The organism is Xanthomonas sp. NCPPB 3200 (genome assembly GCF_056393585.1).
Genome location: NZ_CM150785.1, coordinates 2,440,906 through 2,465,398 on the forward strand (window position 1 = coordinate 2,440,906; position 24,493 = coordinate 2,465,398).

The window sequence follows — 24,493 nt, forward strand, 5'->3', positions numbered from 1 at the left end:
CGGCAGGTCGCGTGATGTTCGCGTGAATGCCTCGGCAACGTGATAACGACGCAAAAATCGGAAACTTGAACCAATCATCCCGGCTCGTATTTAGGGTGCGTTTTTATTCACGCCGGTCAGGAAAAAACCGACTGGCAGCGCGACGACGTCAGCACGATACTGAAGACGTTGCTCGCATCCGCGCTGCTCTTGATGTCTGGTCTGTGCCGATTGACAGGCAGCCGCTGCATGAATGACCCATCTGATCATTCCGTCGTCGGCGGCGCGCGATGCAGCGTCCAGCGCAAGCGTTGCTGGCGCGATGCGCATCGATCTGCCGCTGCGTCGCCTGGCCGGCATCTTGTGTCTGCACGCAGTGTCGGCAAAGGCGAACTTGCAAGGACGTCGGCAAGGTTGCCGGCACGTCGGAAGAAAGGTACCAGTGCGGTTGCAACGGTTGGCACCATCGTCGCTGGTGTCAGGCATGCGCACTGGCCGGTATCTCGATACGTTGGTCAGTCGGCGCTTCCGCTCCGGATGTCATGTGGTGCCATCACCGGCTCACTCCGCCACCACGTCCCAAGCGTGATCATGGTCGGCATGAACAGCAGTCAGATCACCGCGCGAACGATCACGGTCACCCCGGCAAGCACCGCATCTGCCGGCAGCGAGGTGGTAGTGCAGTTGTCGGCCAGCCCGGATCCGCGCTGGCAGGCGTGTTTCCATTTCGTCGTGCAAGGCCGCGATGGCTTCTTCATGCAGGGCAGGCCGGTATTCGACAACGCAAGCTTTCACGGGATCTTGCAGGCCGGGCAAGCCGAGGCCTTCCGCCAGGAACTGCCGGATCTGCTGGTATCGGCCAGCGTGCTCGCGCGTGCCCAGGTGAACAAGGACGCAGCGCGATAAGCGTGTTGCTTCAGCAGTAAGAAGTGCTCAGAGAGTCGTGTTCGGTCGCGGGTACTTGGTGACCAGCCCGAAATAGCGGTGGTACGGCGAGGCTGCTTGTCTGCACGACCGCCGGGCATCCGTATGCCGTGAACAACATCGCTACTGCACGGCTCCAACGCTACCTGCACGTGGCACGCAGCACGACAGATCGAGCGCCATATCCCAGCGCTCCAGTCCGGGCGCATAGCCATCCACCGTCACTTGCTGCACCACAAAGCCGAAGCGGGCGTAGAACAGCCGGGTATGTTGACTGGTATCCAACAGGACACGCCGGACATCCGGCATCTGGCGCAATGCTTCAAGCCGGGCCAGGAGCAACTGCGTCCCCACGCCGCAACGGTGCAGACGCGGGTGGACCATGCCCCAGCACAAGCTCGCCGTGGTGCCATCGGCGCCGATCGCGTAGCCGGCGGCGCCAGCGACAGCGTTGCCGCGCTCCAGTAGCTGGTAGTGCCACGCCGCGGCGTGATGGCTCAGGAAGCTGGCGAAGTCGGCACGTTCACCGGCGCTGAAGAACACCGGCACATTCGCATCGAAGAGCGCCATGCAGGCGTCGAAGTCCCGAGGTTGATACGGCCGAATCGTGTCCATCTGCATAGTCTGCCTCAGACGCGCAGATGCCATGCAGCGGCATGACATCCTGCCCCGTGACCGCCACGCCTGCCGTACCACCTGCGCTCAGGCCCGGGCTGTCGCCTCGCGCACGAAGTCTGCATAGGTGCGCAGTGGACGCCCCAGCATGGCCTGCAGTTTTTCCACCGTGCCGTCGGCCGCCCGCATGCCGTGGGTCTGGATGCCGGCCATCATCAGGCGCATGTCATAGGCCAGCCAGGAGGGGCCGTAGGCGGCCATCTGCGCTTCGAAGGCAGCCACGTCATCGCCCGCATAGGCGATCTCGCGCCCAAGCGCCGCACTCCAGACCTTCGCGGCGGAGGGGCCCGTCACTGCATGCGGGCCGACCAGTTCGAGCGTGACACGCTCAAGTGCGGCGGGTGCGCGGTCGCGGCGCAGCAACTCGGCAACCGCGATGTCGGCAATGTCGCGCGCATCGATCATGGCCACACCTACCGAGCCGATCGGCATCGGGTAGACGGCGTACTGTTGAATCGTCTGCTGGATCATCGCCTCGTTCTGCATGAAATACGCCGGGCGCAGAATCGTGGGAGCAATATCGAGGCTTTCGATCATGCGCTCGACCGTGTGCTTGCCGGTGAAGTGCGGCACGTTGGTGAACCTGTCGGCATGGATCACCGACAGGTACACGATGCGCTCGATCCCTGCCTCCTTGGCAAGATTCAAGGCGATCAGCGCCTGCGTCACTTCGTCGGGAGTGACCGCATTCAACAGGAACAATGTGCGCACCGACGACAACGCGCCGCGCATCGACGCGACGTCGGTGAGGTCTGCGACCACTTCGGTGACACCGGCCGGGAAAGTGCGCTTGCCGGGTTGCCGAACCAGTGCCTTGACCTTGGCGCCTGCGTCGGCCAGGCCCTGGGTGATCAGAGAACCGATGGTGCCGGTGGCACCGGTAACGAGAATGCTCATGTGAATCTCCTGCTATGGATGGAAGAGGCGTCAGTGCGACATGTCCGCTGCGCATGGCGTTGCGGTGACGAGACGATAGGCCGTTGCATCCACAATACGAAGACGCAAAAATGTAGACGCCGGGTTTCAAATGTGGAACACCATGGATCTCAATGCATTGATCGATTTCGCGCTGGTCGCGGCGAACCAGGGCCTGGGAAAGGCGAGCCGTGCCAGCGGTAGATCCAAGGCGACCCTGTCGCGTCGCATCGCCGAGCTGGAGGAGCAGTTGGGAGTGCGACTGGTCGAGCGCAGCGCACGTGGCCTCAGGCTCACCGATGCCGGGCAGCTGCTGATGGAGCGCACCGAGGTGCCGTTGAGCGAGGTGGCCGAGGCCATGGCAGCCGCACGCGAGGGGCTCTCGAGCCCGCGCGGACGCTTGCGGGTGGCATCGCCGGTGCTCTTCTCGCAACTGGCGATGGGGCGCATCGGCGCAGAGTTCTGCGCCGCCTATCCGGAAATCACGCTGGAGGTGGTGGCCGAGGACCGCACGGTCGATCTGGTGGAAGAGCAGTTCGATGTGGCGATCCGGATCAACCCCAGCCCGGACAGCAGCCTGGTCGGGCGCTGCTTCGCCAAAGATCGGCTGGTGGTCGTGGCCGCCCCCGGCATCGCCATGCCGACCGGCGGCGCGGTCACATCCATGCCCGCTGTGGTGATGTCGAGCTTCCAGCCGACCACATGGACGCTCGATGACGGACGTCTGGTCCTGGAACCCATTCCACGACTGCGGTTTTCCTCGTTCCTGATGGTCCGCGACGCGGCGATGGCAGGCGGTGGCGTCGCGCTCATTCCGCAGTCGATCGCCTGGAACCAGCTCGCGCGTAGCGAACTGGTGCAGTGGGGCACCATCGCTGGCGCGGAGCCGGCGCTGTGGGTGTTGCACACGTCCAGGCGCCTGGCTGCCCCGAAGGTGCGCGCCTTCGTGGACTTCATGTGCGAGAGGTATCCGGACGCCTCGCTTGTGCTCAAGGGGTAGGGCGCTGCATCCAGCTTGTGCGCGCCAGCCTGCGCGCCGGCCAGCATGGACGTGTTATCGCCTGGAAAGATCCACCACCGAGATGCAGACAACGCTGCGAAAGCGCTGATCGATAAACCGATCAACACATGGATGGCAGGCGCGGTTGCGCGTCCTCGAACACGCCGGTGCGGGCACGCGCCGCCGCGTCATGACGTCGGTAGAACCGCCCTGCGCTCAGAGATGCATGCCGCGATGAGGCAAGCCCTCCCTTGCACAGCTGACGACTGCAGATGCCCAGCCAGCCGCTCGCCGAGCACTCGGTTGCCTCACACGCGCAATAACCGCCTGGCCAGGCTGCGGCCGGGCGCGGCATCGGCGTGGTCGCTACCAGCGCCCAGGATCGGGCGGCGTAGATGGGGTGGCGGCAGGCAGATCAGCACGCATGGCGTCTTTGCCAGTGCCGACTGCAGCGAGGAGCGCCAGACGCCGCGGCGGACGACGGCGTCGTGTTCGACCACCAGCACATCGGCGCAGGCGCGTTTGAGCAGGCCGGCGATCTCGCGCCGCGGATTGCCGACGGCCACGTGGATGCGCACGCGCAGGTCCTCGTCGGGCAGTTGCTGGACCAGGTCGCCGAGCCAGCTGGCAGCCGCGTCTTCGCTCAGCGGCTTGTCGTTGAACAGGCTGTCCACCAGCAGGCCTTCGCTGACTTCCGGCACGACGTGCAGCAGATGCAGGTCGGCGCCGCGGCGACGCGCCAGGGCCGCGGCATCGCGCAGCGATTCCAGGCTGGTTTCGCGGCCGGTGATCCAGCAGGCGACGTGGCCGCCGACAGCGCCATCGCGCGGGATCGCGTCGGCATAGGGCAGGGTGAGCATGGGCGTGGCCACGCGTTGCAGCACCCGCGCGCGCAACGACACATGCAGCGGGCGCGGCAGGCCGGTGCGCTCGGACGGCGGCATGATCAGCAGCGCGTCGTCGCGGCTGCGGCAGAACGAGACGATGCCGGCGGCGGCGGGGCCGCCGGCAAGTGCACGCTCGCAGCCCGGGTAGTTTGAAGCCTCGGCAAAGAACGCATCCAGCGACTGCTGGGCCTGCGCACGCTTGCCCTTGGCGTGCACGTGCAGGATGGTCAGGCGTGCGCGCAGGCGGTCCACCAGTTGCGCCACGGTCGGGATGGCGGCATGGCAGGTCTCGGAAAAATTGGTGGCAAAGATCAGGTGGGTGGGGGTGGTCTGCATGGCTGGCTCCGTGGTCAGTAGATGAAACCGTCGATGGCGCGCACTTCGCGCAGCGGTACGCGCTGACCCAGCATTTCGCGCAGGGTGAGTTCGATGCCGCGCGACAGTGCGGTCATCGGGGTGTCGTGCACGGTGTTCTCGAACGGGTCTTCGATGGCGCTGCTGGCGCTGTCGATGGCGATCAGGGTGAAGCTGATCAGCACCGAGGCGATCGGCATGGCCAGGCCCATGCCGGCGATCAGGCCCAGCGGCACCAGCCAGCAATACATGTTCACCAGCGTGCGCGGCAGCGAGGAGAACTGCCGCGGCAGCGGGGTGTTCTTGATGCGTTCGCAGGCGCCCTGGATATTGGCCAGCGTGGTGAGGTTGGCGTCCAGCGACGACCAGCGCAGGCTGTCAAGCATGCCCCAGTCGCGCGCCTGCTGCAGTTGCTGGCCCAGCCGCAGGGTCAGCGCGTTGGGGATGTTGGCGTAGCCGCGCAGGTCGTCGGCGCGTGCCTGGCCGAGCAGCCCGGCCAGCTCGGGGAACGGGTTCTGCCGGCGCAGGTGACAGCGCAAGGCGTGCACGAAGGCGACCTGGTGCACCACGATATCGTCGCGCAGTGCAGCCTGGCGCGGGTCGGCCGGGTCCACATCCAGAGCGGTCAGGGCCTGGCGTGCGATGGCGCGCGAGGTGTTCACCAGCGCGCCCCAGAGTTGGCGCGCTTCCCACCAGCGGCCATAGGCCGCATTGAGGGTCGGCAGGGATTCGTGAGAAATACAGCCGAATCCGCTTTAAGTTTTTGATGTTGCGTGCTTTTCTTCTTCATACGCCGCTGAGGCCACGAAGTGGCCTATTAGCACTTCGCGTCGAAACTGAATAGACAGAGTCCGCTACCCTCTCGGCTCGGCGATCTGCGTCCAGTGGGGCTCCAAAACGATCTCGGTGAATTGGAGAGGCGCGACCTTACGTTCCAGGTCGAGCGTGTAGTCTCCGAACCGATTGATGTGGCTGGTCCGATACGGCGACAAGCCGCCCAGAACCTCGGGATTCAACTCCATCCCCTCCTCCTGCAGGCTGGCCAACGTGCGTGTCATCTGGTCTACGTTGTGCAGGATGATCATATTGGCCACGAGCTGGTTGTACTTCACGACCTTTCGCTGCTCATGAAGCACGTTCTCGGCAATGATCCCTTCTCCGCCGAAGAAAACCCATTTGACGAAGCCATTGAACTCTTCGCTTTTGTTGGTGGCCGCCTGGATAGTCCGACGCATGTCCACGTCATCGATGTAGCGCAGCAAGAACAGCGTGCGAATGACCTTCCCAAGCTCCCGGAAGGCGAAGTACAACTTGTTCTTCCGGCTGTAGGTTCCCAGCCGGCGAAGGATCGTCGAAGCGGTGATCTTGCCCAACTTGATCGACACCGTGACCCGCAGCATGTCGTGCAGATGCGTTTCGATCAGGCCCCAGTCGATGCTGTCGCCGAACAGCGCCTGGATGTTCTTGTACGGGCGACCCGCCTCCGCGCGGAAGAAGGTCAGATCCTTGATGTTGCGAATACGTGGCATCAACTGAATGCCCAACAGGTAGGACAAACCAAAGACCGGATAACTCTGGGCCTGGGTATCCCCATGCACGATTTCAGGCTGGATATCAGACGTGTTGGCCAGCAATCCGTCCAGAATGTAGATCGCTTCGTGCACACCGCACGGAATGAAGTGACTGAACAGCGCCACGTACTTGTCAGAGACGTGGTAGTAGCCGATGCCGCCATAACCACCGTAGCGGATGTGGTACTCCGAGAGCAGGTTCTGCTCGTACATGCTCCACTTGGTGCCATCGGCCGACGCACTCTTGCCCGAGCCCCAGTAGCCAGGCAGATCGAACTTGTTGAACGTATTGATCACCTGCACGATCGCCTTGTCCAACGTGTCTTCAGTGACGTACTTGAGGTTAAGCCAGGAAATCTGGCGCCGACTGAAGCCCTTGATTGAGCGCGCAGTCTGGGTCGGGCCCAGGTTGCACCCGTAGCAGAACAGCGTAGTGATCACCCGGCGCATGAGATCGTCCACGCGCGCATTGGTGCCCGCAATCGGCCGGAAATGACGGTGCAGCTTGAGCCATTGAGCCGCATCGATCAGCACGTCTACGATACTCATCGCCGGCAGCCTCTCGGTGATAAGAGCATCGACCGTGGCAATGGCGCTGGAGATCTCAGGCCGTTGCAGCTTCCGGAGCACCAGGCGCCCATCCACCACATCGGCGTGGACGTTCTCCGGAAAACGTGCATCCACCGTGTCGGCCAGTGAGCTCAGCTCTTGCTGCAAATGGCGCACGAACTCGCTGGCCTCGGTGGCCAGACCAGATACCTCACCGTAGGCCTCCAGTTCCTGGGCGAATGTGGCCTCATCCACCAGTTGCTCTCGGTAATCGTCGTAGCGCTCCCCGTGGGGAATGAACAGATCACCGGATTTGAGTTCGTCTTTGATCTGGGCCAGCACAGCTAGCTCAAAGTACTTGCGATGCACCCAGCCCGGCCCCAGCGAGTCCGCTTTGCGGCCGAAGACGTGCCTGCGCCAGTTGACTGACAACCAGCCCAGATCCTTTTCAACATCCAGACCGATCGAGCTGGCCTCAATCATGTCCCGCCGCTGACCGCGGAGCGACAGCAGAGCAGCGATCATGCGTTCCATGCCCGCGTCCTGGCTGGTGGAGCGCAGTTGCATGATCTCCAGGCAGTTGAACAGCAACGGGCGGACAACGCTGTAAGGCTGGATCAGGAATGGCAGGTAGTTGCGGCCTGCGTACGCCATATGTTCATCGCATTCGGCCAGCAGTGTGGAAATGTCCGCCACCAGACTCAGTCCGATGGCATCCACACGCTGTGTGTCCGTTCCGTCGATCTGATAAGCCTGCAGGATCTCCTTGAGCTGCGCGATAAGCGTATCAGCACGCTTGCCGTGCTCTACTTGGTAGGCCAACAGTCTTTGCTGGGCCGTGTTCTCCAGGTTCTGCATCAGCCGGATGTACAGGTCGGCCGCATCGTCCAATGTCTTGGCGTACTGGGACCGAATGAAGATCGTCGCCAAGGCATAGCGCTTGGCCGGCTTGAGTTCGGCCAGTTCGCTGGCATCGAGCGCACGCGCCATGGCTCGGAACTGCTTCAGCTTCGGAACCGGAATATCCACGGCCGGCAACTGCTGGGCCAGATGTTGCAGGCGTTGGATATGTTGCAGATAAAAGCGCACTTCCTTATTGGTGGGCCGTTTGGGCTCGCGCTTTAGCGCATTCCAGCCGGTATATGTGGCATTGGCCGGTGCGGCCAACAGTTCCTTGATCAAGCTCTTGGCTGGCGCGGTCAAGGCCTCATTGATGCTGCGGTAATACTGCTCATGCACCTGCTCGCGGGCCTGAACCGCAATCTTCTCCAGCGTACTGAAGCCCGGCAGCTCAAAGCGATGGTGAACCAGCTCCTCCAGCAGCACGTTGATGATGTCGGCGATGACATGCTTGGTTTGAGCGGCGGCCTGGGCCACCGTTGCCAGCCATTCCCTCCCGCTGACATCCAGCGGACGAACGCGCAGGAACTTTCGCAGGCGCGCCATATGGGCGCGTTTAGCGCCGGAGACGTCGTAGCGATTCAAGTCTCGGATGGATAGCGCCCGGCGCAGCCCGGCTGCCTGGGCAATATGTTGCCGAATCCGTTCTGGGACATCGGCTAGGATCACGAAGTAGCCCAGCCGCTGGAACATCTTCAGGTGAATGAGCACAGCCAACTGAGTGGTTGGCTGGGTCGCCATGCTACGTGCGAGGCGCACTTCGCCGCCGCTGGGCGTGTAAATCTCGTCCAGTTCCTTGGCCGTGGGATCAGGTTTCAGGCGCGGATACGCGGTCTCGTGCAGCGTCGCCATGCAGTGCCCTGGTCAGGGTTGAGGTCAATCCCAGTGACGCCCGTCCTCGGCGCGCACGGAGGCTTCCAGAAAGCAGTGGTGGTTATCGGCAACGCGATGCATCTCATCCAGCAGCATGGCCATCCTCTCGTCCATGTCCGCGGCGTCGACCACCGGCATCGTGAGTCGGTACTCGCTTCCCTCGGCATCAAGCCGATGGGCTTGAAACGGGGATAGGCACATCGCCTCAATGCGTGCCCGAGCGCGGCCAGCGCCCCTGCCTCGGGGCGTAAACGGGCTCACTAGCAGGCGCAGCGTCAGGCTCACGGTCGCGGCCGGCGCTGGCAGCGCCGCCGAGGCGAGCGCGGGGGGCGGCGCGGCCTGGAGGCCGGCTTCAACGCGTTGGCGGGCGAACGGATCGCGGCCCTGGATGTAACGCATGGCCGAGTGCACGTCTCGCCATCCGACGTACTCCATCAGGGCTTTCACGTCCCAGCCGTTGTCATTGGCCCAGCCCGCAAAGCCCCGGCGAAGGGAATGGCTGCTGTAGCCTCCCACGGCCTCCAGACCTGCGGACTGAAACAGGTCGCGCAGCAAGGGGATCAGGCTGTTCGGATGCAACCCTTGGCTGCCGACGTTGCCCCATTGATCGACACGCCGGAACAGCGGGCCTTGAGTTAGCGCGGCTGCCTGCACCCAGGCCTGCGTGGCACTGACCGCGCACAAGCGCGACAGAGCGGGCACCTTGTACGTATTGCCTGCCGACTGTCTGTCGCCCTTGCTGCGCGGCAGGAAGCAGATCATTCCCTGCTCGGGTACCAGTTCCAAGTACTCAATCTGCAGCCGGATCAACTCATCGCCGCGGAATCCTCGCCAAAAGCCCAGTAACACCAGCGCCTTGTCGCGCATGGCACGCAAGGCATACGCGTGGTCGGCGCGCTCCTGGGCCGCCAGCGTGGCTTGGTCCAGCCACCCGACTACTTGGGTCAGCTGGGCCAGCTGCAACGGCGTGGCCTGCTTTTCGATTCGGGGGTGTAGCGTCTGAATGCCCTTGAGGACCTTGCGTACCAGCGGCGTACGCGTGGGATCGACGAACCCGTGCTCGGCGTGCCAATGCGCCAGTGCTGCCAGTCGTTGCTTCAGCGTGTTGATTGCTGCCTTGGGGGCCTGCTCGGCCAGATAGCGGGCCACGCTATCGGGCGTCGCCGGCAGATGGCCACCCCATTCGACCTCGAAGTGGCGCAGCGCCGAGGCATAGCTGCGCTGCGTGTTCTGACGCGTGGCCGCTTCGAGGTAGCGGTCCACATCGCTCACGCCTGGCAGCACTCCGCCGACGCGCAACCGGCCGGTTGTCGCAGCGTAGAGAGGTTCGTGCACTCGGCACGTTGTCCGCCATGGCAACTGGCGATCACCCGCTCCAGTTCCCGGGCCATCCTGCGCAGATCCTCCATCCGGGCCTGGATATCAGCCAAATGACTGCGTGCCAGCCGATCTACGTCCATGCAGGACATCTGGTCGTCCCCGGACAACTGCAGCAGGCTGCGGATCTCTTCCAGACTGAAACCCAGATCCCGGCCGCGGGTAATGAAGCGCAAACGCTCGATATCGGCAGGCTCGTAAACGCGATACCCGCTGCCGGTGCGACCAGGTTGGGGTAACAGGCCGATCCGCTCGTAATAGCGGATGGTTTCCAGATGGCACCCACTGGCCTCGGCGGCCTGACTGATCTTCATGTGGCGACTTGACTCTGTAGTAGCTACGGACTTTACCTTGCCCCCTGTCCAGCCGCCAGCCTCCCGCCCGCGCGCCTCTACCCGTGTCCGGAGCTCTCCATGTTGCGCTCACGCCTGATCCGGTATGCCGCGTATCCCGCCCTGATGGGCGCGGTTCTGGCCGGCACGGCCGCAGTATTGGCCGATGGCCTGCCGGCTTGGCCAACCTTGGCGATCCTGGCGACCGCGGGCATTGCCATGGTGGCGCTGCTGGAGTGGCTGCAGCCCTACGAGCCGTCTTGGCGCCATAGCCAAGGCGACCTCAAAGCCGACTTGATGCATGGCGCCGTCAACTTTGGCCTGCTGGCCGGCACCGCCTATGGATTGCATGCCTTTCGCGGCCTGCTGCCCGCCGGCAGCCTATGGCCGACCCAGTGGCCCCTGATCGGGCAGATGCTGCTGGCGGGGCTGGTGATCGACTTGGGCCTGTATGCCATGCACCGCTTCAGTCATCGGGTGCGATGGGCATGGAAACTGCACGCTATCCACCACAGCGCTGAGCGCTTGTATTGGCTCAATGGAGAACGTCGTCACCCGTTGAGTGCACTGCTGATGGCCGGCCCGGGCTTGGGGTTGACTGTCGCCTTGGGTGCGCCGCCGCTGGTGATCAGTGCGTGGCTGACACTGATGAGTGTTCAACTGGCTTTCCAACACGCCAACTTGGACTACCGCGTTGGCCCGCTACGTCGCTGGCTAGGCGTGGCCGAAGTACATCGGTGGCATCACAAGCGTGACTATGAAGATGCCCAGGTCAACTTCGGCGAGTTCTTCATGATCTGGGATCGTCTGTGCGGCACCTTCCTTGATCGCCCTGAAACGCTGCGCGCCGGCGAGGTCGGGTTGCGCGAGGAAACGATGCCTGCCAGCTATTGGGCGCAGATGTGCTGGCCGTTTAACGAGGCTCCAGATCAACGGGATACGGCCTTTGCGCAATATCTTTGGCAAGGCGATCAAGCGCTACAACAAGGCGATCTCACGACGGCCTACAAACGGTACGAATTGGCCCACGTGCTCTCGCAGCACCGCACGCGCTTGCACGTGCGTAGTCATTGGGCGTTCGCAAGATGGGCGTGGCAAGCCCACGACATGCGCGAAATGGCTGGACAACTGCTGCGCCTGATGGCCGCTGCGACCCTGACATGGGTGTGGATGCCTAAAGGCAATACCGGTGGCGCTCGGGTAAACGCCTTGCGCACGATGCCGATTCCTTCAGAACTGCGTAATTACATGGAGAACACCCGATGAGTGACTGTGGCTGCCATCACGAGGCCAAGAACGCCCAGGAGCGACGTGTACTGTGGATTGCCTTGGTCCTCAACGCGGCCATGGCCGTCATTGGTGGCATCGCCGGCTGGATTGCCCATTCCACAGGTCTGCTGGCTGACGCGCTGGATATGCTGTCTGATGCCACCGCGTACGCCATTGGATTGGTGGCCATCGGACGCACGGCCCGCTTCAAGGCCAATGCCGCTTGGCTCAGTGGCAGCATTCTGCTGGTGCTGGGTATTGGCGTGCTGGTGGAGGTCGGACGACGGGTACTACAGGGCGCCGAACCACTCAGCGGATGGATGATCGGCACCGCGCTGCTATCGCTTGTAGTCAACGTCATCGTGTTGCGCATGCTCTCGCCGCTGAAGTCCGGGGAGGTCCATCTGCGAGCAACGTGGCTGTTTACCCGAGCCGACGTGGTGGCCAACATCGGCGTCATTCTTGCGGGCGTACTGGTGTGGTGGCTGGCCAATCCCTATCCCGACTATGTGATTGGCACCCTTATCGGTTTGTACGTGATAAGGGAAGCCATCGAGATCCTGCGTGACGCACGTCGGGCCAGCACGCAAGTGGGCAAGCCGACCGCGTGAAGATGCGTGTGCGAGCTCTGCCCGCGTTCCGCTGGCTGCTGGCGCTGAGCCTGGCACTGGGTGCCATATGGCACCCGGTGCTTACGGCGGTGGGCGAAATGCACGAGGCAGCCCATACGTGGTCCGGCGCTCACGCAGTGCTGATGACGTCCCACGCGGCCGCTGATGAGAGCGCCTTGGGCAAATCGCTCCATCAGTTACATCAACTCGCGCATTGCTGCGCGCACGCAGTCGCCGCTCCGGCGATGACTTGGGCGCCACCTCCTGCTCCGCAGCAGCAGGCCGTAGAGCCACACGCGGTGGAGACGGTGCCCACAGGGCCATTGGTCGATCCGTTCCGACCGCCTATTGCGGGCCAAGCGCTGGCGTAGGCCAGTCCTTAACCATTGGTCTGAACTTCTGGAGTGTTGCTATGCAAGTGCGACGTGCGGCGCTGGCCGCTTGGTTGCTGCTGGGTGCAGGGATACCTGCCTGGGCGGTCGACCCCATGACATTGGACGACGCATTCGACCGCGTTGCCCAAGCCCATCCAGACCTGCGCCTGGTGCAGGCACGTACCGCGGTACTGGCGGCCGAGCACGAGGGCGCCAATCAGCGCCCGCCTTGGACATTGGGTGCCGAGGTGGAGAATGCCCTGGGTACCGGAGATGCGAGAGGCTTGGACAGCGCCGAGTTCACCGTGAGTCTGAGCTCGGTGCTGGAGCGAGGCGGGAAACTGGATGCGCGCAGGGCCCTGGCGCAGAGCCGCATCGATGCGCAGGCTGTTCAGCGGGAAGCTCGTCGGCTGGATCTGTTGGCTGAAACGGCGCGGCGCTATCTGGCATTGGTTGCAGCGGACAAGGCCGCCAAGATTGCCCAAGTCGATATCCAACAGCGCCAGCGTACCGTGGCCGCTGCTCGTCAACGTGTGCAGGCCGGCGCCTCACCCGAGTCGGTGCTGTTGACTGCACAGGCTGCCTTGGCAAGAGCCGAGCTGGCCCAAGCAAGGGCCTCCCAGCAAGCCAGCGCTGCACGCCAGCATCTGGCCGCCCTCTGGGGGGAGCGTGAACCCGTGTCGGCGCCGGTCGCTGGCAACCCGCTCGCACTACCGGCGATCGGTTCTCTGGAAACCCTTTCCTCAGAACTGCAGCGTTCTCCCGAGCTGGCCCAGTTTGTCGACGAGCGGCGCATTGCCGAAGCACGTTTGAATCTGGCTCGCACAGCAGGCACGTCGGATCTGGCTTGGCAAGTCGGCGTGCGTCGGATGCAGGACACAAGCGACACCGCGCTCGTGGGGGGCATCTCGCTGCCTTTGGGTGCTCGAAGCCGGGCGCAACCAGAGATTCGTGCCGCTGAGGCGGAGTTGGAAGTGCTTTCGATCGAACGTGAGGCGCAGGGAATGGCGTTGTATTCCACCCTGGTCGAAGCCCACGGCCGTTACACCGTCGCCCGTGACGAAGTGGCCCGTCTTCAAGACGATGTGCTGCCCAAGCTGACCAAGGCTGAGCAAGCGGCCGAGCGTGCATATCGCGCTGGGGCCATCAGCTATCTGGAATGGGCGCAGCTGCAGTCCGAAAGGACCGCAGCTCTGCAGCAACAACTGGACGTCGCGCTCGATGCGCAACGTGCCCTCATCGAAATCCAACGGCTCACCGGCCAGGCCATGGTTGCCTCTGCCGCTGCCGCCACCTCCGGAGAGTTGACCCCATGAGCCGTTTCCCCTGGATCGCGCTGGCCCTGACATTGGCCCTGACGGCTTGTAGTGGCCCGGCACCCAATGCCCGTGGCGAGGCCGAAGAAGGCCATGAGGCCGAAGAACAAGGCGAGCACGAAGAACTGCCCCAACAGACCACGATCGAGGCCCAAACGGCACAGTCCGCCGGCATCCGCGCCGCCCGCGTGGGTCCTGGCCAGATCGCCGATGAGCAGGAAGTCCAAGGGCTGCTTACGCCGGTCGAAGGTCGCATCGCCCTGGTGACTGCACGTTTCCCCGGTCCTGTGCGTGCCGTTCGCGTAGGCGTGGGCGACCAGGTCAAGGCAGGACAGGTGCTCGCGACGGTGGAGAGCAACTTGAGCCTGACGACCTATTCCGTTACCGCCCCCATAAGCGGCGTGGTGATGGCGCGGACCGCCTCGGTCGGCACGTCTGCCGCCGAAGGCGCGCCCTTGTTCGAGATCGCAGATCTGTCCACCTTGTGGGTAGATCTGCATATCTTCGGACGGGACGCCGGGCACATCGAAGCTGGTGTGCCGGTGACCGTGAGCCGATTGAGTGATAGCGTTTCCGAGCAGACGACCTTGGAACGCGTGCTGCCCGGCACCGCCACGGCCAGCCAAAGCACGATCGCACGCGCGAGCTTGCGCAATGCCGATGGACGCTGGCGGCCAGGTTCCGCCGTTAAAGCACGCATTACCGTTGATCGCGCAGAAGCGGATCTGGTAGTCCCCGTGACCGCGCTGCAGACCGCCGAAGATCGGGACGTGGTGTACGTGCAACAGGGCGAGGTCTATCACACGCGCTCGGTGAAGCTAGGCCGACGCGACGCCGAACGGGTGGAAGTCTTAGAAGGCCTGAAGGCCGGTGAGCAGGTGGTGGTGGCCCAGAGCTTCCTGGTCAAGGCCGACATCGAGAAGTCCACCGTCGAAGAAGAAGAGTGAGGCCCGCCATGCTCGAACGCCTCATCCATTTTTCCATTCGCCATCGCTGGCTGATGCTGGTACTGACCGCAGCGCTTATTGCGCTCGGCGTGTGGAGCTATCGTCAGCTGTCCATTGACGCCACGCCCGACATCACCAACGTCCAGGTCCAGATCAACACCCAGGCGCCAGGTTACTCGCCGCTGGAAGCCGAGCAACGGGTGACATTCCCCATTGAAACGGCGATGGCCGGCTTGCCCCAGTTGGACTACAGCCGCTCGTTGTCTCGCTATGGGTTATCGCAGGTGACGGTCGTCTTCAAGGATGGGACGGACCTGTACTTCGCGCGCCAGCAGGTCGCCGAGCGCCTGCAGCAAATCACGTCTCAGCTTCCTGAGGGGCTAGATCCTGAGATGGGGCCGATCTCTACCGGTCTAGGTGAGATCTTCATGTACACGGTGGAAGCCGAGCCCGATGCCCGCAAGCCCGATGGCTCCCCGTACACGGCCACGGACCTGCGGACGCTGCAGGATTGGGTGATCCGCCCGCAACTGCGCACCACGCCTGGGGTGACCGAGGTCAACACCATCGGTGGCTTTGAACGGCAGATCCACATCACTCCCGATCCAGCGCAACTGGTAGCCCTGGGATTCACGCTCCAAGACGTTGTTGGCGCGGTGATGCGCAACAACCAGAACGTGGGAGCCGGCTACATCGAGCGCAACGGGCAGCAGTTCCTGGTGCGCGTACCGGGCCAGCTACGGGATGTGGACGCGGTCGGCAGCATCGTGCTGGATCGTCGTGATGGCGTCCCAATCCGCGTGCGCGATGTCGCCACCGTTGGCGAAGGCAAGGAGCTGCGCACCGGCGCGGCCACGCAGAACGGGCATGAGGTGGTCGTCGGTACGGCCTTTATGCTGTTTGGCGCCAACAGTCGCGACGTTTCTCGGGCCGCTGTGGCCAAGCTGGAGGCTGCCAACGCCAGTCTGCCCGAAGGTGTGCACGCCAAGGCGGTGTATGACCGCACGGCGTTGGTAGATCGCACCATAGGGACCGTTGCCAAGAACCTGATCGAAGGCGCGCTTCTGGTGGTGGTGGTGTTGTTCCTGTTACTGGGCAATGTCCGGGCGTCGTTGATCACCGCAGCTGTGATCCCGCTGGCCATGCTGTTCACCATCATCGGCATGGTGCGAGGCAACGTATCGGGCAATCTGATGAGCCTGGGCGCGTTGGACTTCGGGCTTATCGTGGATGGTGCGGTCATCATCATCGAGAACTGCCTGCGTCGTTTCGGCGAGGCGCAGAATGCGCTGGGCAGGCAACTCAACGATCAAGAGCGATATGACCTGACGGCTTCGGCAACGGCGGAAGTCATTCGACCGAGCCTGTTCGGCCTGGGCATTATCGCGGCCGTCTATCTGCCGATCTTTGCCCTCTCCGGCGTCGAGGGGAAGATGTTCCACCCCATGGCCATTACCGTCGTCCTGGCGCTGACCGGCGCGATGATGCTGTCGCTGACGTTCGTGCCAGCGGCCATTGCAACCTTCCTGCGTGGACGCGTGGCCGAGCACGATAACCGACTGATGCGCTGGTCACGAGCTCGCTACACGCCGCTGCTGGATTGGGCGCTACGCCGTCGATTGGCCGTACTGGGCGGCGCCACGGTACTGGTGGTCGCGTGCGGCATCCTGGCCACGCGGCTGGGATCGGAGTTCGTGCCCAGCCTGGATGAGGGCGACATCACGCTGCAGCCGATGCGGATTCCAGGCACGAGTCTGGAGCAATCGGTGGCGATGCAGGAAACATTGGAGAAGCGATTGGCGCAGTTTCCCGAGGTGGCCAACATTTTCTCCAAGATCGGTACCGCCGAGGTAGCCACCGATCCGATGCCCCCCTCGATGGCCGACACGTTCCTCATGCTCAAGCCGCGGGATCAGTGGCCAGATCCCCGCAAGCCCAAGGCAGAGTTGATCGAAGAACTGGAGCAAGCCGCCAAGAAAATCCCCGGTAGCAACTATGAGTTCACCCAGCCCATCCAGATGCGCACGAACGAACTGATCTCCGGCGTCCGCTCGGACGTGGCGATCAAGGTCTATGGCGATGATCTGGATCAGCTCGCACGACTTGCTGGCCGCATCGAGCGGGCAATGCGTGAAGTGCCTGGTGCTGAGGACGTGAAGTCTGAGCAAGTGAGCGGACTGCCGTTGCTCACGGTAACCCCAGACCCGGTAGCGCTGGCACGGTATGGATCGAATCCAGGAGATGTGCAGGAGACGGTGGCCACCGCTATCGGTGGTCAGGTAGCGGGCCAGTTCATTGAAGGCGATCGTCGCTTCGCTCTCGTGGTCCGGCTACCCGAAACATTGCGCTCAGATCCGGCGGTGCTGGCAGACCTGCCGATTCCGTTGCCCGAGGACAATAGTCCCGATGAGTCCAGCCGTGAGGCGACATGGCGTGGCGGTAGCCCTCGGACCGTGCCGTTACGTGAGGTCGCTACCATCCAAGTCGAGCGTGGACCGAACCAGGTGAACCGCGAGAACGGCAAGCGACGCGTGGTCATCACGGCCAATGTGCGCGAACGCGATCTGGGAAGTTTCGTGGGAGATTTGCGCACCAAAATCGGCGAGGAAGTGAAGATGCCGGAAGGCTACTGGGTGGCCTATGGAGGCACGTTCGAGCAATTGATCTCCGCCAGCCAGCGCCTTTCCGTAGTCGTTCCGGTCACCTTGGCTCTCATATTTGCTCTGCTGTTCATGGCCTTTGGGTCGGCAAAGGACGCTGCGATCGTGTTCAGCGGGGTACCGCTGGCGCTGACCGGCGGCGTCATCGCGCTGGCGCTGCGCGGAATTCCGTTGTCCATCTCCGCCGGCGTGGGCTTCATCGCCCTATCGGGCGTGGCGGTGTTGAACGGCTTGGTCATGATTGCCTTCATCCGACGCCTGCGCGAACAAGGCGATCCGCTGGATGAGGCCGTGCGCGATGGTGCGCTCGGCAGGCTGCGTCCGGTGCTGATGACCGCGCTGGTGGCTTCTTTGGGCTTCTTGCCGATGGCTCTCAATGTCGGTGCGGGTTCGGAAGTCCAGCGGCCCCTGGCGACCGTGGTGATCGGTGGCATCTTGTCCTCGACCGCCTTGACCCTGTTTGTATTGCCCGTGCTGTACCGGTGGTTACACCGAGAGCGCGACCGGCCCGTTCTCCCGACCACGGCGCTCGCATGAGGCAGCATCATGCCCAAGCCTGACCTGGAAATTGTGCGTGCGGCGATGTTCGCCGATCCCGGGGTGAAGGCGGTCGACGATCTGCGGTGGATGCCTGCCGCATCCGGGCTGGGCATTCAGGCCACGGTGACAGTGGCCTCATCGGCGGTGGACCTGGCCACAGTGCAGGCCGTCGTGGGCCAGATTCTCGCCACTCAGTTCGGCGTAACAGAACTACACCTGACATTCAACGATCCCGGGCCGGCACCGGCGCAACCGACCCGTGGGCCTATCGAAAAGAGGTAAAGCGGAGGGCGGCATTGCCGCCCTCCGAACCCTCAACCAATCCAACCGAAGGCAAACACCGTTCCCAAGGTCGTGCTGAGCGCTGCTACGCCCCACAACCCAAACGCTGATCCGTCGCAATCGCGTGCAGGTGGCGGCCAGCCTGGGGTCGGCTGGGCACGGAGGAGCGCGTGCTCGCCATAGCAGTGCGCCAGAGAGCGCCAGCAGGCCAAAGGCCAGGCCGAACACCAACGCCTTGTGCAGCCCACCGGGCGCGCCGGCAGCGTGGGAGCAGCACCCGACTAGTCTCGGGACTCATAGACTTGGTGCCCTGGCCAGGCGCAGGCGCCTGCCAGGACAAAGGCCACGCTTTGCCGGGCCCGCGTGAACGCCACGTAGTACTTCGCCGGTGAGGTGATACGGGAGGCGTCAGCGGTGCGCAGGAACTGGGCCAGGGGGCCATTGGGATAGATCAGCACGCGGGAGTATGTCCGTCCCTTGGCTTGTCCAAAGTTGACCGCAGGATAGCCATCGCAGGCTTCCCGCCGGTCGTAACGCAGGACGGTGGGCGCGAACTGCAGTACATATTTTTGCACCAGAGTGGGTGCCACCACATAAATGCCCTCATGCCCGGTCAGCTCGCTATTTCCTGACTCGGTGCGCGGCATCTGCGGATACAGCGCATCGGCCAGATCACACAGCGACTGCGCACAGCGGTGGCTGATCACCCGATGCTGGATCTGACACAAGTTCCGCGCCTGCCAGGCTTGGAAAAGCCCCATCATGGCCACACCACGGTATTGCTGGTGACGCGGAGAATGGTTGGTGGCGTAGGTCGCCTGGCGGGTATCACCCACCAGCGTGATCTCGATGCCGCTGGAGAGCAGGCGCTCGACCAGGTCCAGGTCGTAGCCGGCCAAGTCCTGGACCTCATCGATGTAGAGCTCGTCGTACATGGCCGCCAAACGCTCGATGACACGGCCTTGGGTAAGCTCATCGCAGCGCACGGCAAAGTCAGCGGCGCGATCGGAATATATTCGATCGCCGGCCAGATAGTGACGAGCCACCTGACTACGGGGAGCACGATTGTTGGTCCTGCCCTCAACGAAGAGGATGGACTCCACGCGGGGCTGGGCACACAGCGCCGCCTGATAGGGCCGAATGCACTCGCGCAGCAGAAAGCTGTACCAACTGTAGAGCGACACGTGCGCCGGCACGGCGCCAGCCTGCCGTTCAAACGCGCGCCTGATCTCTTCCAGGTTCTCAAGCGTGTAGGTCAGGATGGCGATCCGGCGTTGCGGGCGCGCCAGGGACTGGCGCACCAACATCGTCGTCTTGCCCGAACCGGCCGCCGAGAGCAGTACCTGATTAGGCGATGGCACGCTGGACATAGTCCGGAAACACGATCGAGTGGGGACTATTGAAGATGGCCAACGCTGTATCGGTCTTGTTGCCCTTCATGAACTTCAACAGCGCCGCCTCATCGGCGAACGTTTTATCCAACACCAGATTCAATTGCGCCAGCGTATTTGCCTTGATCAATTGTTGCTCCAGCGAGGGTGCGTCCTCATCGGAGTCATAGTAGATGTAGTTCAGGAAATCAGCGTAGCGTTCCTGCAGCAGGGCTACGTCGCCGTCGTTGTCGGTAACGACAGCGGTTGGGATATCCAGGCGTTGGGCGATCTGCAGAAATCGCTTGAAGGCCAGGGAGTTGACCGAGATCACGTCCACGCCACGGGCCAACGGCGACACGCCGTGGTGATCCTTGAAGGCTCGCTGGACGATCAACTCGTCCGAGGGGCCCTCGACAAGGATCGCCTGCTTGGCCAGGATCAACCGCAGGGTGTCATGACCCGGCAGCTTCATGAAGTAGTCGTGCGTATCGGTCGGCAGTTGGTCCAGTTTTATGTGTCCGCGTGCACTGAAGAGGATCACGTTGTCCACGCCGAGCTTGTTCAACACGAAGCTGCTATGCGTTGCAATGATGACTTGCTGGGCGGTGGACAGAGCTGCGATCTTGTCGATCAGTTGGGTCATACTGGAGAAGGACAGATGATTCTCGGGCTCTTCTACCAGCAGCACGTGCGCAGCACCGGCCGCGCGCATGGCCAGTTTCATTTTGACCGCACTCTGTTCGCCTTTGCCGGCGTGGGTGAAAGGAAGATCGTCCAGGTAGGGAGACAGACTGGCCTCCCACGTCGACCGCGCCGAGGTGTCCACACCCACGGTCAGCGTCTTATTGCTGACATCGCCCGCATTTTCGGCCAGGAACGTGTTGATGGCCGCCACGTCCGTTTCCTGGGAAAAGCTCTGCCGCATGCGGCGATAACTCAGCGACAAGGCCACGCGCTGAGCCGGAGAAAGCACCTGGTCGATGATGCTGCCGATGTAGCGATCCGTGCCTGAAAAGGTCTTGGCACTGGTGGTATCGATTATCGTGGAGTCGAATGGGATGCTGCGGGCGGTGACGCCATTGTTGGCGAAGGAATACCAGCGGACGGTGTAGTACTCCACCGGCAAGCTGCCCCCCTGGTGCTCGCGCAAATAGGCATCGAACTCGGGGCGATAGTCTTCGTTGAGTTCGATCAGCAGCCGAATGCCGGCCATGTCAGCGCCGAGGGAGTTGTTGGTACCCCGCAATGAAGCCAGGGTGGCATCCCGTCCGAGGTAAGCCTCGATCACGATCCGCGGAGGCGAACCAGGCTGTCCATCCCGCAGACGTGCCAGATACTCGTCGACAGCCGGTTGGTGGAACAGGTAGGGGGTGATTTCGTAGGCGATGCCTCGTCCGTGCAATTGGCCGGTCACGACAGCATGAATAGCTTCCAATAGCGTGGACTTGCCGACCTCGTTGTTGCCCACGATCAGGTTCATGTGGGGGTTGAGCGGCAAATCCAGGTGGCCAAACGCCTTGAAGTTCTCGATGACGACTCGTTCGATCGGCATGGTTCATCCCTGTACGACTGCAGCGCGAGCACGGCGCCCGGAGCCATCCGGACACGCCGGCATGGCGTTCATACTAAACCGGGCCAGTGGGCCGGATTTCGTACGGGTGAGACACCCCGGAGGCGGCTGGCGGCCGATCACGCGGGATAATTCAACATTATCCCGTATTAAATATTCAGCCGACGAACGGTCATCTGTCCGCTTCAATAGTATGTAATTACATGGTATGTAATACATTACGAAATAGTTAGAGGGCGGTACCATGGCGCGCGCAGGACTTTATAAGGGGAATGTCCAGAAAGCGCGTGACGCGCTGCTGGCCCAGGGCAAGAAGCCTTCCGTGGACGCGGTTCGGGTGGCTCTGGGCAACACGGGCTCCAAGACCACGATCCATCGCTACTTGCGTGAACTGGAAGAGGAGGAGGGTGGCGGTCCGGCACGTTCGGTGGCCGTGAGTGAGGCCCTGCAAGACTTGGTCGCACGCCTGGCTACGCGACTTCAAGAAGAAGCGGAGACGATCCTCACCAGGGAGCGAGAACGCCATGGGGCCGAACTCCAGCGTCAGCAACAAGCGCTTTCCACCGCCCAACAGGAAGCCGCTGCCCTGGGCAGTCAGCTGCAGCGCACTGAGACCAGCTTGACGCAAGAGCAAGCCGCTCACGCCCTAATTCAGCAGAATCTGGGCGAAAAGGTCGCGGAAATCGCCCAGTTGAATGAGCGCATCGCCGGCATGACGGTGCGGCTGGCTGATCACGAGGCGCATACGCGCTCTCTGGAGGACAAGCATGCCCACGCCCGGGAAGCGCTCGAGCACTACCGCACTTCAACCAAAGAGCAGCGCGAGCAAGAGCTTCGCCGTCACGAGCATCAGATCCAAGAGCTGCAAGTAGCCTTACGTCAGGCCAATGAAGCCTTGGGCGCGAAGAATCAGGAGCTGTTGGTGCTTAACCGCGACAATGGCCAATGGCTGGAGCGCCACGGGCGGATTGAGCGTGAGCTTGCCCAGTTACGACAGGTCCACGAAGGCCAACACAGCGAGATCGTGGCGTTGCGCCAGACCGCGACGGACCATTTGGCACTGCAGGAGCGCTGGAAGACTGACGCCAAGGCCTTGGATGCCATGCGCAGCGAGCTAGCTCAAGTCCAAGACACCCTTGCGCGGGAGCGTGAGCGCCGCCAGAGCGCTGAAGCCGATGCGTTGCGTGCCAACGCGCGTCTTGAAGCGCTGGAGCCCCTGCTGAATCAACTGACGCCGGCACAAAACACGGTGAAGAAACCCCGGCGAAGCAGTAGGCAGGATGGGGGGGCGGACTAGCGAGGCTACTCGTTTGCCTGCTAGCAGCCGGCGTTGCGCTCCCCCGTCCAGTACGCCCATTCCATAGGAACCACCCAGTCTACGAACAGCTTTGCTACTGAGGACTCCGGCGCCAGATGGTAGGGCTTGAACATGCCTTGCTGGGGCGAACTGGTCATCAGGTAGCGCAAGCGCTTCTTGACCTCCTGAAAGATGGCCTCGCGCACATGGGCGCTGTCGTGCACGCCAAGACGCATTGCCACCGACGCGCCTTGGCGTACCGCCGCCCAGCAACAGTAACGCCACTGCGCGATCGGCAGACCCCGCGGTCCGGATTGAAATACGAACCCCACATCACGTGCCCAACCTGGATCGAAGTGATGTTTGAGCAATTGCTGCTCTAGAAACTGCTCGGTCTCCCAGAGTGCAAGTTCATCCCACAGCTCCAGTTTCGCATCCGCCAGTTCTACATCGCGTGCCATATCGCCGAGTTGGTCTTCCAGCACCGGGAGCAGGTGCCTGCGCTCATGGGTAGACCAGGCGAAAGCCCATTGCAGATCTTCGATGGGCGTGACCTCGGCATCGGGTCGGATCTGCCATCGATCCGCTGGCCAGGGAACTTGGATCAGGGCCAAGTCTCGCAAGGCGTCCAGCACCAGCAAGGTGGAGCGGCGTGTGGGCGCCACCGGTATGCGTCGTAGCTGCGCGGTCAGCAGCGCGGCCAGGAAAAGGGTGCCACGAAGCCCCAACTCCTCGATGCTGGCGACCCCAGATGGCGTCATTGACGAGGTTCCGGGCATGCGGGTTCCGGGGGTGAGGGAGCGGCGTGGCTCCTGGCGATGGCAGCGCTACCGGGGTCGCCGGTTGCCTCAAAGCTAAGAATATCTTAGTATGCAAGGCAGGGTACATCCGCCATCCTTATGGGGTCTCCATGGGGTGCGCGCGTGACTTTGTCCGTCGACTCAACACCGACCTTCGCTCGACGCCTCAAACAAGCCCGCCTGCACACGGGCTTGTCGCAGAAGGAGTTGGGCATCCGGGCCGGTCTGGATCCTCACGTGGCCAGCCCCCGAATCAACCAGTACGAGCGTGGCAAGCACGAGCCGAAGCTGGAGACCGCTGAGCGGTTGGCTCAAGCCTTGGGGATCCCCGCCGCGTTCCTGTACACCGATGATGATCTGCTGGCCAAGTTGCTCCTGCGCTGGGGCTCGCTCAGCAAGCAACAGAAGCGCGAACTGGTGAAGCTGATCGAGAGCACATCCGAGAAGTAGGCCGTGCGGTCGCTCGCTTTATGGGCAGCACTTCGCTTCAACCCGGTCCTTGGGAGCGCTCCCGGATGGAACATCAGTAGGCGCGGCGAGCGCGACTAACGGGGCGCGGCATCTCAGGCCTGCCTGAGATTTTGTTCACGACCGATACACGCGCGCCTTGTCTAAAGTGATTTACCATGTCGCCCGTGTCAGCCTCCTCACTTCTACTGCGACTGCTCCTGATCGCCATGCTCGTGCTTAACGGGGCGTGGTCGGCGTTTGCGTCGGTCAGTATGAATCCGGTGATGGAAGAGCAGGCCAGTGAAGTGGCTGCCGCTGTGCAAGTCGACGAGGACTGCGTCGCCCATCACAGTGCTGAGCATCATCCCGATGCCACATCGATTGAAATGGCTGGCACTGGGCACGGCGATCATGCCGGTCCCGACTGTTGCAAGTCGTCTGCGTGCCGGTGCGCCTGCGTGCACGCGTGCGCGAGCGCATTGCCTGCGCGCCTGCATATTGCCGTACAACTGGCCTTGGGCCTGGATGTCATGCCGCTGCCGTTGGGGCATCCGGCACCCGCCTTGCCTCATCTGATCCGACCACCGATCGGCTAAGCGTCCCTAGGCGCCGCAATGGCGCCGTTGGTGTGGTTTGCGTGCCTGTTTAGGCCAGCCACCCGCTCTGTA

The 24,493-nt window shown here is 62.8% G+C and carries 21 protein-coding genes; 11 read left to right on the forward strand and 10 right to left on the reverse strand.

Features of this window, described 5'->3' with window-relative positions; all coding sequences use genetic code 11:
- The first annotated feature begins 579 nt into the window (after positions 1 to 579).
- Positions 580 to 885 carry a hypothetical protein gene (locus tag AC06DU_RS10615; protein ID WP_166771386.1) on the forward strand — a complete coding sequence of 102 codons (306 nt, stop codon included), beginning with the start codon at positions 580 to 582 and terminating at the stop codon, positions 883 to 885.
- 141 nt (positions 886 to 1,026) lie between these two features.
- Here AC06DU_RS10615 and AC06DU_RS10620 read toward each other — a convergent pair whose 3' ends face one another.
- A complete protein-coding gene (locus tag AC06DU_RS10620) occupies positions 1,027 to 1,524 on the reverse strand; it encodes a GNAT family N-acetyltransferase (protein ID WP_243849355.1) in 498 nt (165 codons plus the stop codon).
- 81 nt (positions 1,525 to 1,605) lie between these two features.
- A complete protein-coding gene (locus AC06DU_RS10625; RefSeq protein ID WP_166771313.1) occupies positions 1,606 to 2,475 on the reverse strand; it encodes an NmrA family NAD(P)-binding protein in 870 nt (289 codons plus the stop codon).
- Positions 2,476 to 2,617: 142 nt separating this feature from the next.
- On the opposite strand from AC06DU_RS10625, the gene AC06DU_RS10630 reads away from it, so the two are divergent.
- On the forward strand, positions 2,618 to 3,493 hold the full coding sequence (locus AC06DU_RS10630; protein WP_166771314.1) for a LysR family transcriptional regulator: 876 nt from the start codon (positions 2,618 to 2,620) through the stop codon (positions 3,491 to 3,493).
- 308 nt (positions 3,494 to 3,801) lie between these two features.
- On the opposite strand, the gene AC06DU_RS10635 is transcribed toward AC06DU_RS10630, so the two are convergent.
- The 5 genes from AC06DU_RS10635 to AC06DU_RS10655 all read right to left on the reverse strand — a co-directional run bounded on the left by AC06DU_RS10635 (position 3,802) and on the right by AC06DU_RS10655 (position 10,318).
- Positions 3,802 to 4,716 carry a universal stress protein gene (locus tag AC06DU_RS10635; protein WP_166771315.1) on the reverse strand — a complete coding sequence of 305 codons (915 nt, stop codon included), beginning with the start codon at positions 4,714 to 4,716 and terminating at the stop codon, positions 3,802 to 3,804.
- Positions 4,717 to 4,730: 14 nt separating this feature from the next.
- Positions 4,731 to 5,396 (reverse strand): bestrophin family protein, encoded by a 666-nt coding sequence (locus tag AC06DU_RS10640; protein WP_478204336.1) that lies wholly within the window; start codon positions 5,394 to 5,396, stop codon positions 4,731 to 4,733.
- 192 nt (positions 5,397 to 5,588) lie between these two features.
- Positions 5,589 to 8,606: a Tn3 family transposase gene (locus AC06DU_RS10645; protein WP_046933271.1), complete on the reverse strand. Its 3,018-nt coding sequence runs from the start codon at positions 8,604 to 8,606 to the stop codon at positions 5,589 to 5,591.
- A 24-nt stretch (positions 8,607 to 8,630) separates the two neighbouring features.
- Entirely contained in the window at positions 8,631 to 9,899 is a 1,269-nt protein-coding gene (locus tag AC06DU_RS10650) for a site-specific integrase (protein ID WP_046932193.1), read from the reverse strand.
- Positions 9,896 to 10,318, reverse strand: a complete 423-nt coding sequence (locus AC06DU_RS10655; RefSeq protein ID WP_478204337.1) for a MerR family transcriptional regulator — start codon at positions 10,316 to 10,318, stop codon at positions 9,896 to 9,898. Before AC06DU_RS10655 ends, AC06DU_RS10650 begins: the two co-directional genes overlap by 4 nt.
- A gap of 99 nt (positions 10,319 to 10,417) precedes the next feature.
- Between AC06DU_RS10655 and AC06DU_RS10660 the strand changes: the two genes are divergently transcribed.
- The 6 genes from AC06DU_RS10660 (at position 10,418) to AC06DU_RS10685 (ending at position 18,335) form a co-directional block, all read left to right on the forward strand.
- Entirely contained in the window at positions 10,418 to 11,602 is a 1,185-nt protein-coding gene (locus AC06DU_RS10660; protein ID WP_127170488.1) for a DUF3703 domain-containing protein, read from the forward strand.
- Positions 11,599 to 12,216 (forward strand): cation diffusion facilitator family transporter, encoded by a 618-nt coding sequence (locus tag AC06DU_RS10665; protein ID WP_046935221.1) that lies wholly within the window; start codon positions 11,599 to 11,601, stop codon positions 12,214 to 12,216. Before AC06DU_RS10660 ends, AC06DU_RS10665 begins: the two co-directional genes overlap by 4 nt.
- A 412-nt stretch (positions 12,217 to 12,628) precedes the next feature.
- Positions 12,629 to 13,906, forward strand: coding sequence for a TolC family protein (locus AC06DU_RS10670; protein ID WP_046935220.1), 1,278 nt, complete (start codon positions 12,629 to 12,631; stop codon positions 13,904 to 13,906).
- Positions 13,903 to 14,853: an efflux RND transporter periplasmic adaptor subunit gene (locus AC06DU_RS10675; protein ID WP_080955612.1), complete on the forward strand. Its 951-nt coding sequence runs from the start codon at positions 13,903 to 13,905 to the stop codon at positions 14,851 to 14,853. The genes AC06DU_RS10670 and AC06DU_RS10675 overlap by 4 nt, the downstream gene beginning before the upstream one ends.
- 8 nt (positions 14,854 to 14,861) lie before the next feature.
- Positions 14,862 to 18,050, forward strand: a complete 3,189-nt coding sequence (locus tag AC06DU_RS10680; protein ID WP_071118342.1) for an efflux RND transporter permease subunit — start codon at positions 14,862 to 14,864, stop codon at positions 18,048 to 18,050.
- 9 nt (positions 18,051 to 18,059) lie between these two features.
- Complete coding sequence (locus tag AC06DU_RS10685; RefSeq protein ID WP_046935218.1) at positions 18,060 to 18,335, forward strand: hypothetical protein; 276 nt, start codon at positions 18,060 to 18,062, stop codon at positions 18,333 to 18,335.
- A gap of 281 nt (positions 18,336 to 18,616) precedes the next feature.
- Here AC06DU_RS10685 and AC06DU_RS10690 read toward each other — a convergent pair whose 3' ends face one another.
- Both AC06DU_RS10690 and AC06DU_RS10695 read right to left on the reverse strand, forming a co-directional pair.
- Entirely contained in the window at positions 18,617 to 19,705 is a 1,089-nt protein-coding gene (locus AC06DU_RS10690) for a UvrD-helicase domain-containing protein (RefSeq protein WP_046933399.1), read from the reverse strand.
- Positions 19,683 to 21,260: an ATP-dependent nuclease gene (locus tag AC06DU_RS10695; RefSeq protein ID WP_046932181.1), complete on the reverse strand. Its 1,578-nt coding sequence runs from the start codon at positions 21,258 to 21,260 to the stop codon at positions 19,683 to 19,685. Before AC06DU_RS10695 ends, AC06DU_RS10690 begins: the two co-directional genes overlap by 23 nt.
- Positions 21,261 to 21,522: 262 nt before the next feature.
- Between AC06DU_RS10695 and AC06DU_RS10700 the strand changes: the two genes are divergently transcribed.
- On the forward strand, positions 21,523 to 22,575 hold the full coding sequence (locus AC06DU_RS10700) for a DNA-binding protein (protein WP_046932571.1): 1,053 nt from the start codon (positions 21,523 to 21,525) through the stop codon (positions 22,573 to 22,575).
- A 20-nt stretch (positions 22,576 to 22,595) separates the two neighbouring features.
- On the opposite strand, the gene AC06DU_RS10705 is transcribed toward AC06DU_RS10700, so the two are convergent.
- Positions 22,596 to 23,354 (reverse strand): hypothetical protein, encoded by a 759-nt coding sequence (locus AC06DU_RS10705; RefSeq protein WP_223866275.1) that lies wholly within the window; start codon positions 23,352 to 23,354, stop codon positions 22,596 to 22,598.
- Positions 23,355 to 23,474: 120 nt separating this feature from the next.
- On the opposite strand from AC06DU_RS10705, the gene AC06DU_RS10710 reads away from it, so the two are divergent.
- On the forward strand, positions 23,475 to 23,825 hold the full coding sequence (locus AC06DU_RS10710) for a helix-turn-helix domain-containing protein (RefSeq protein WP_046936731.1): 351 nt from the start codon (positions 23,475 to 23,477) through the stop codon (positions 23,823 to 23,825).
- Between the two features lie 176 nt (positions 23,826 to 24,001).
- Positions 24,002 to 24,421 carry a transcriptional regulator CopL gene (gene copL / locus AC06DU_RS10715; protein WP_046932580.1) on the forward strand — a complete coding sequence of 140 codons (420 nt, stop codon included), beginning with the start codon at positions 24,002 to 24,004 and terminating at the stop codon, positions 24,419 to 24,421.
- The last annotated feature ends 72 nt before the right edge of the window (positions 24,422 to 24,493 follow it).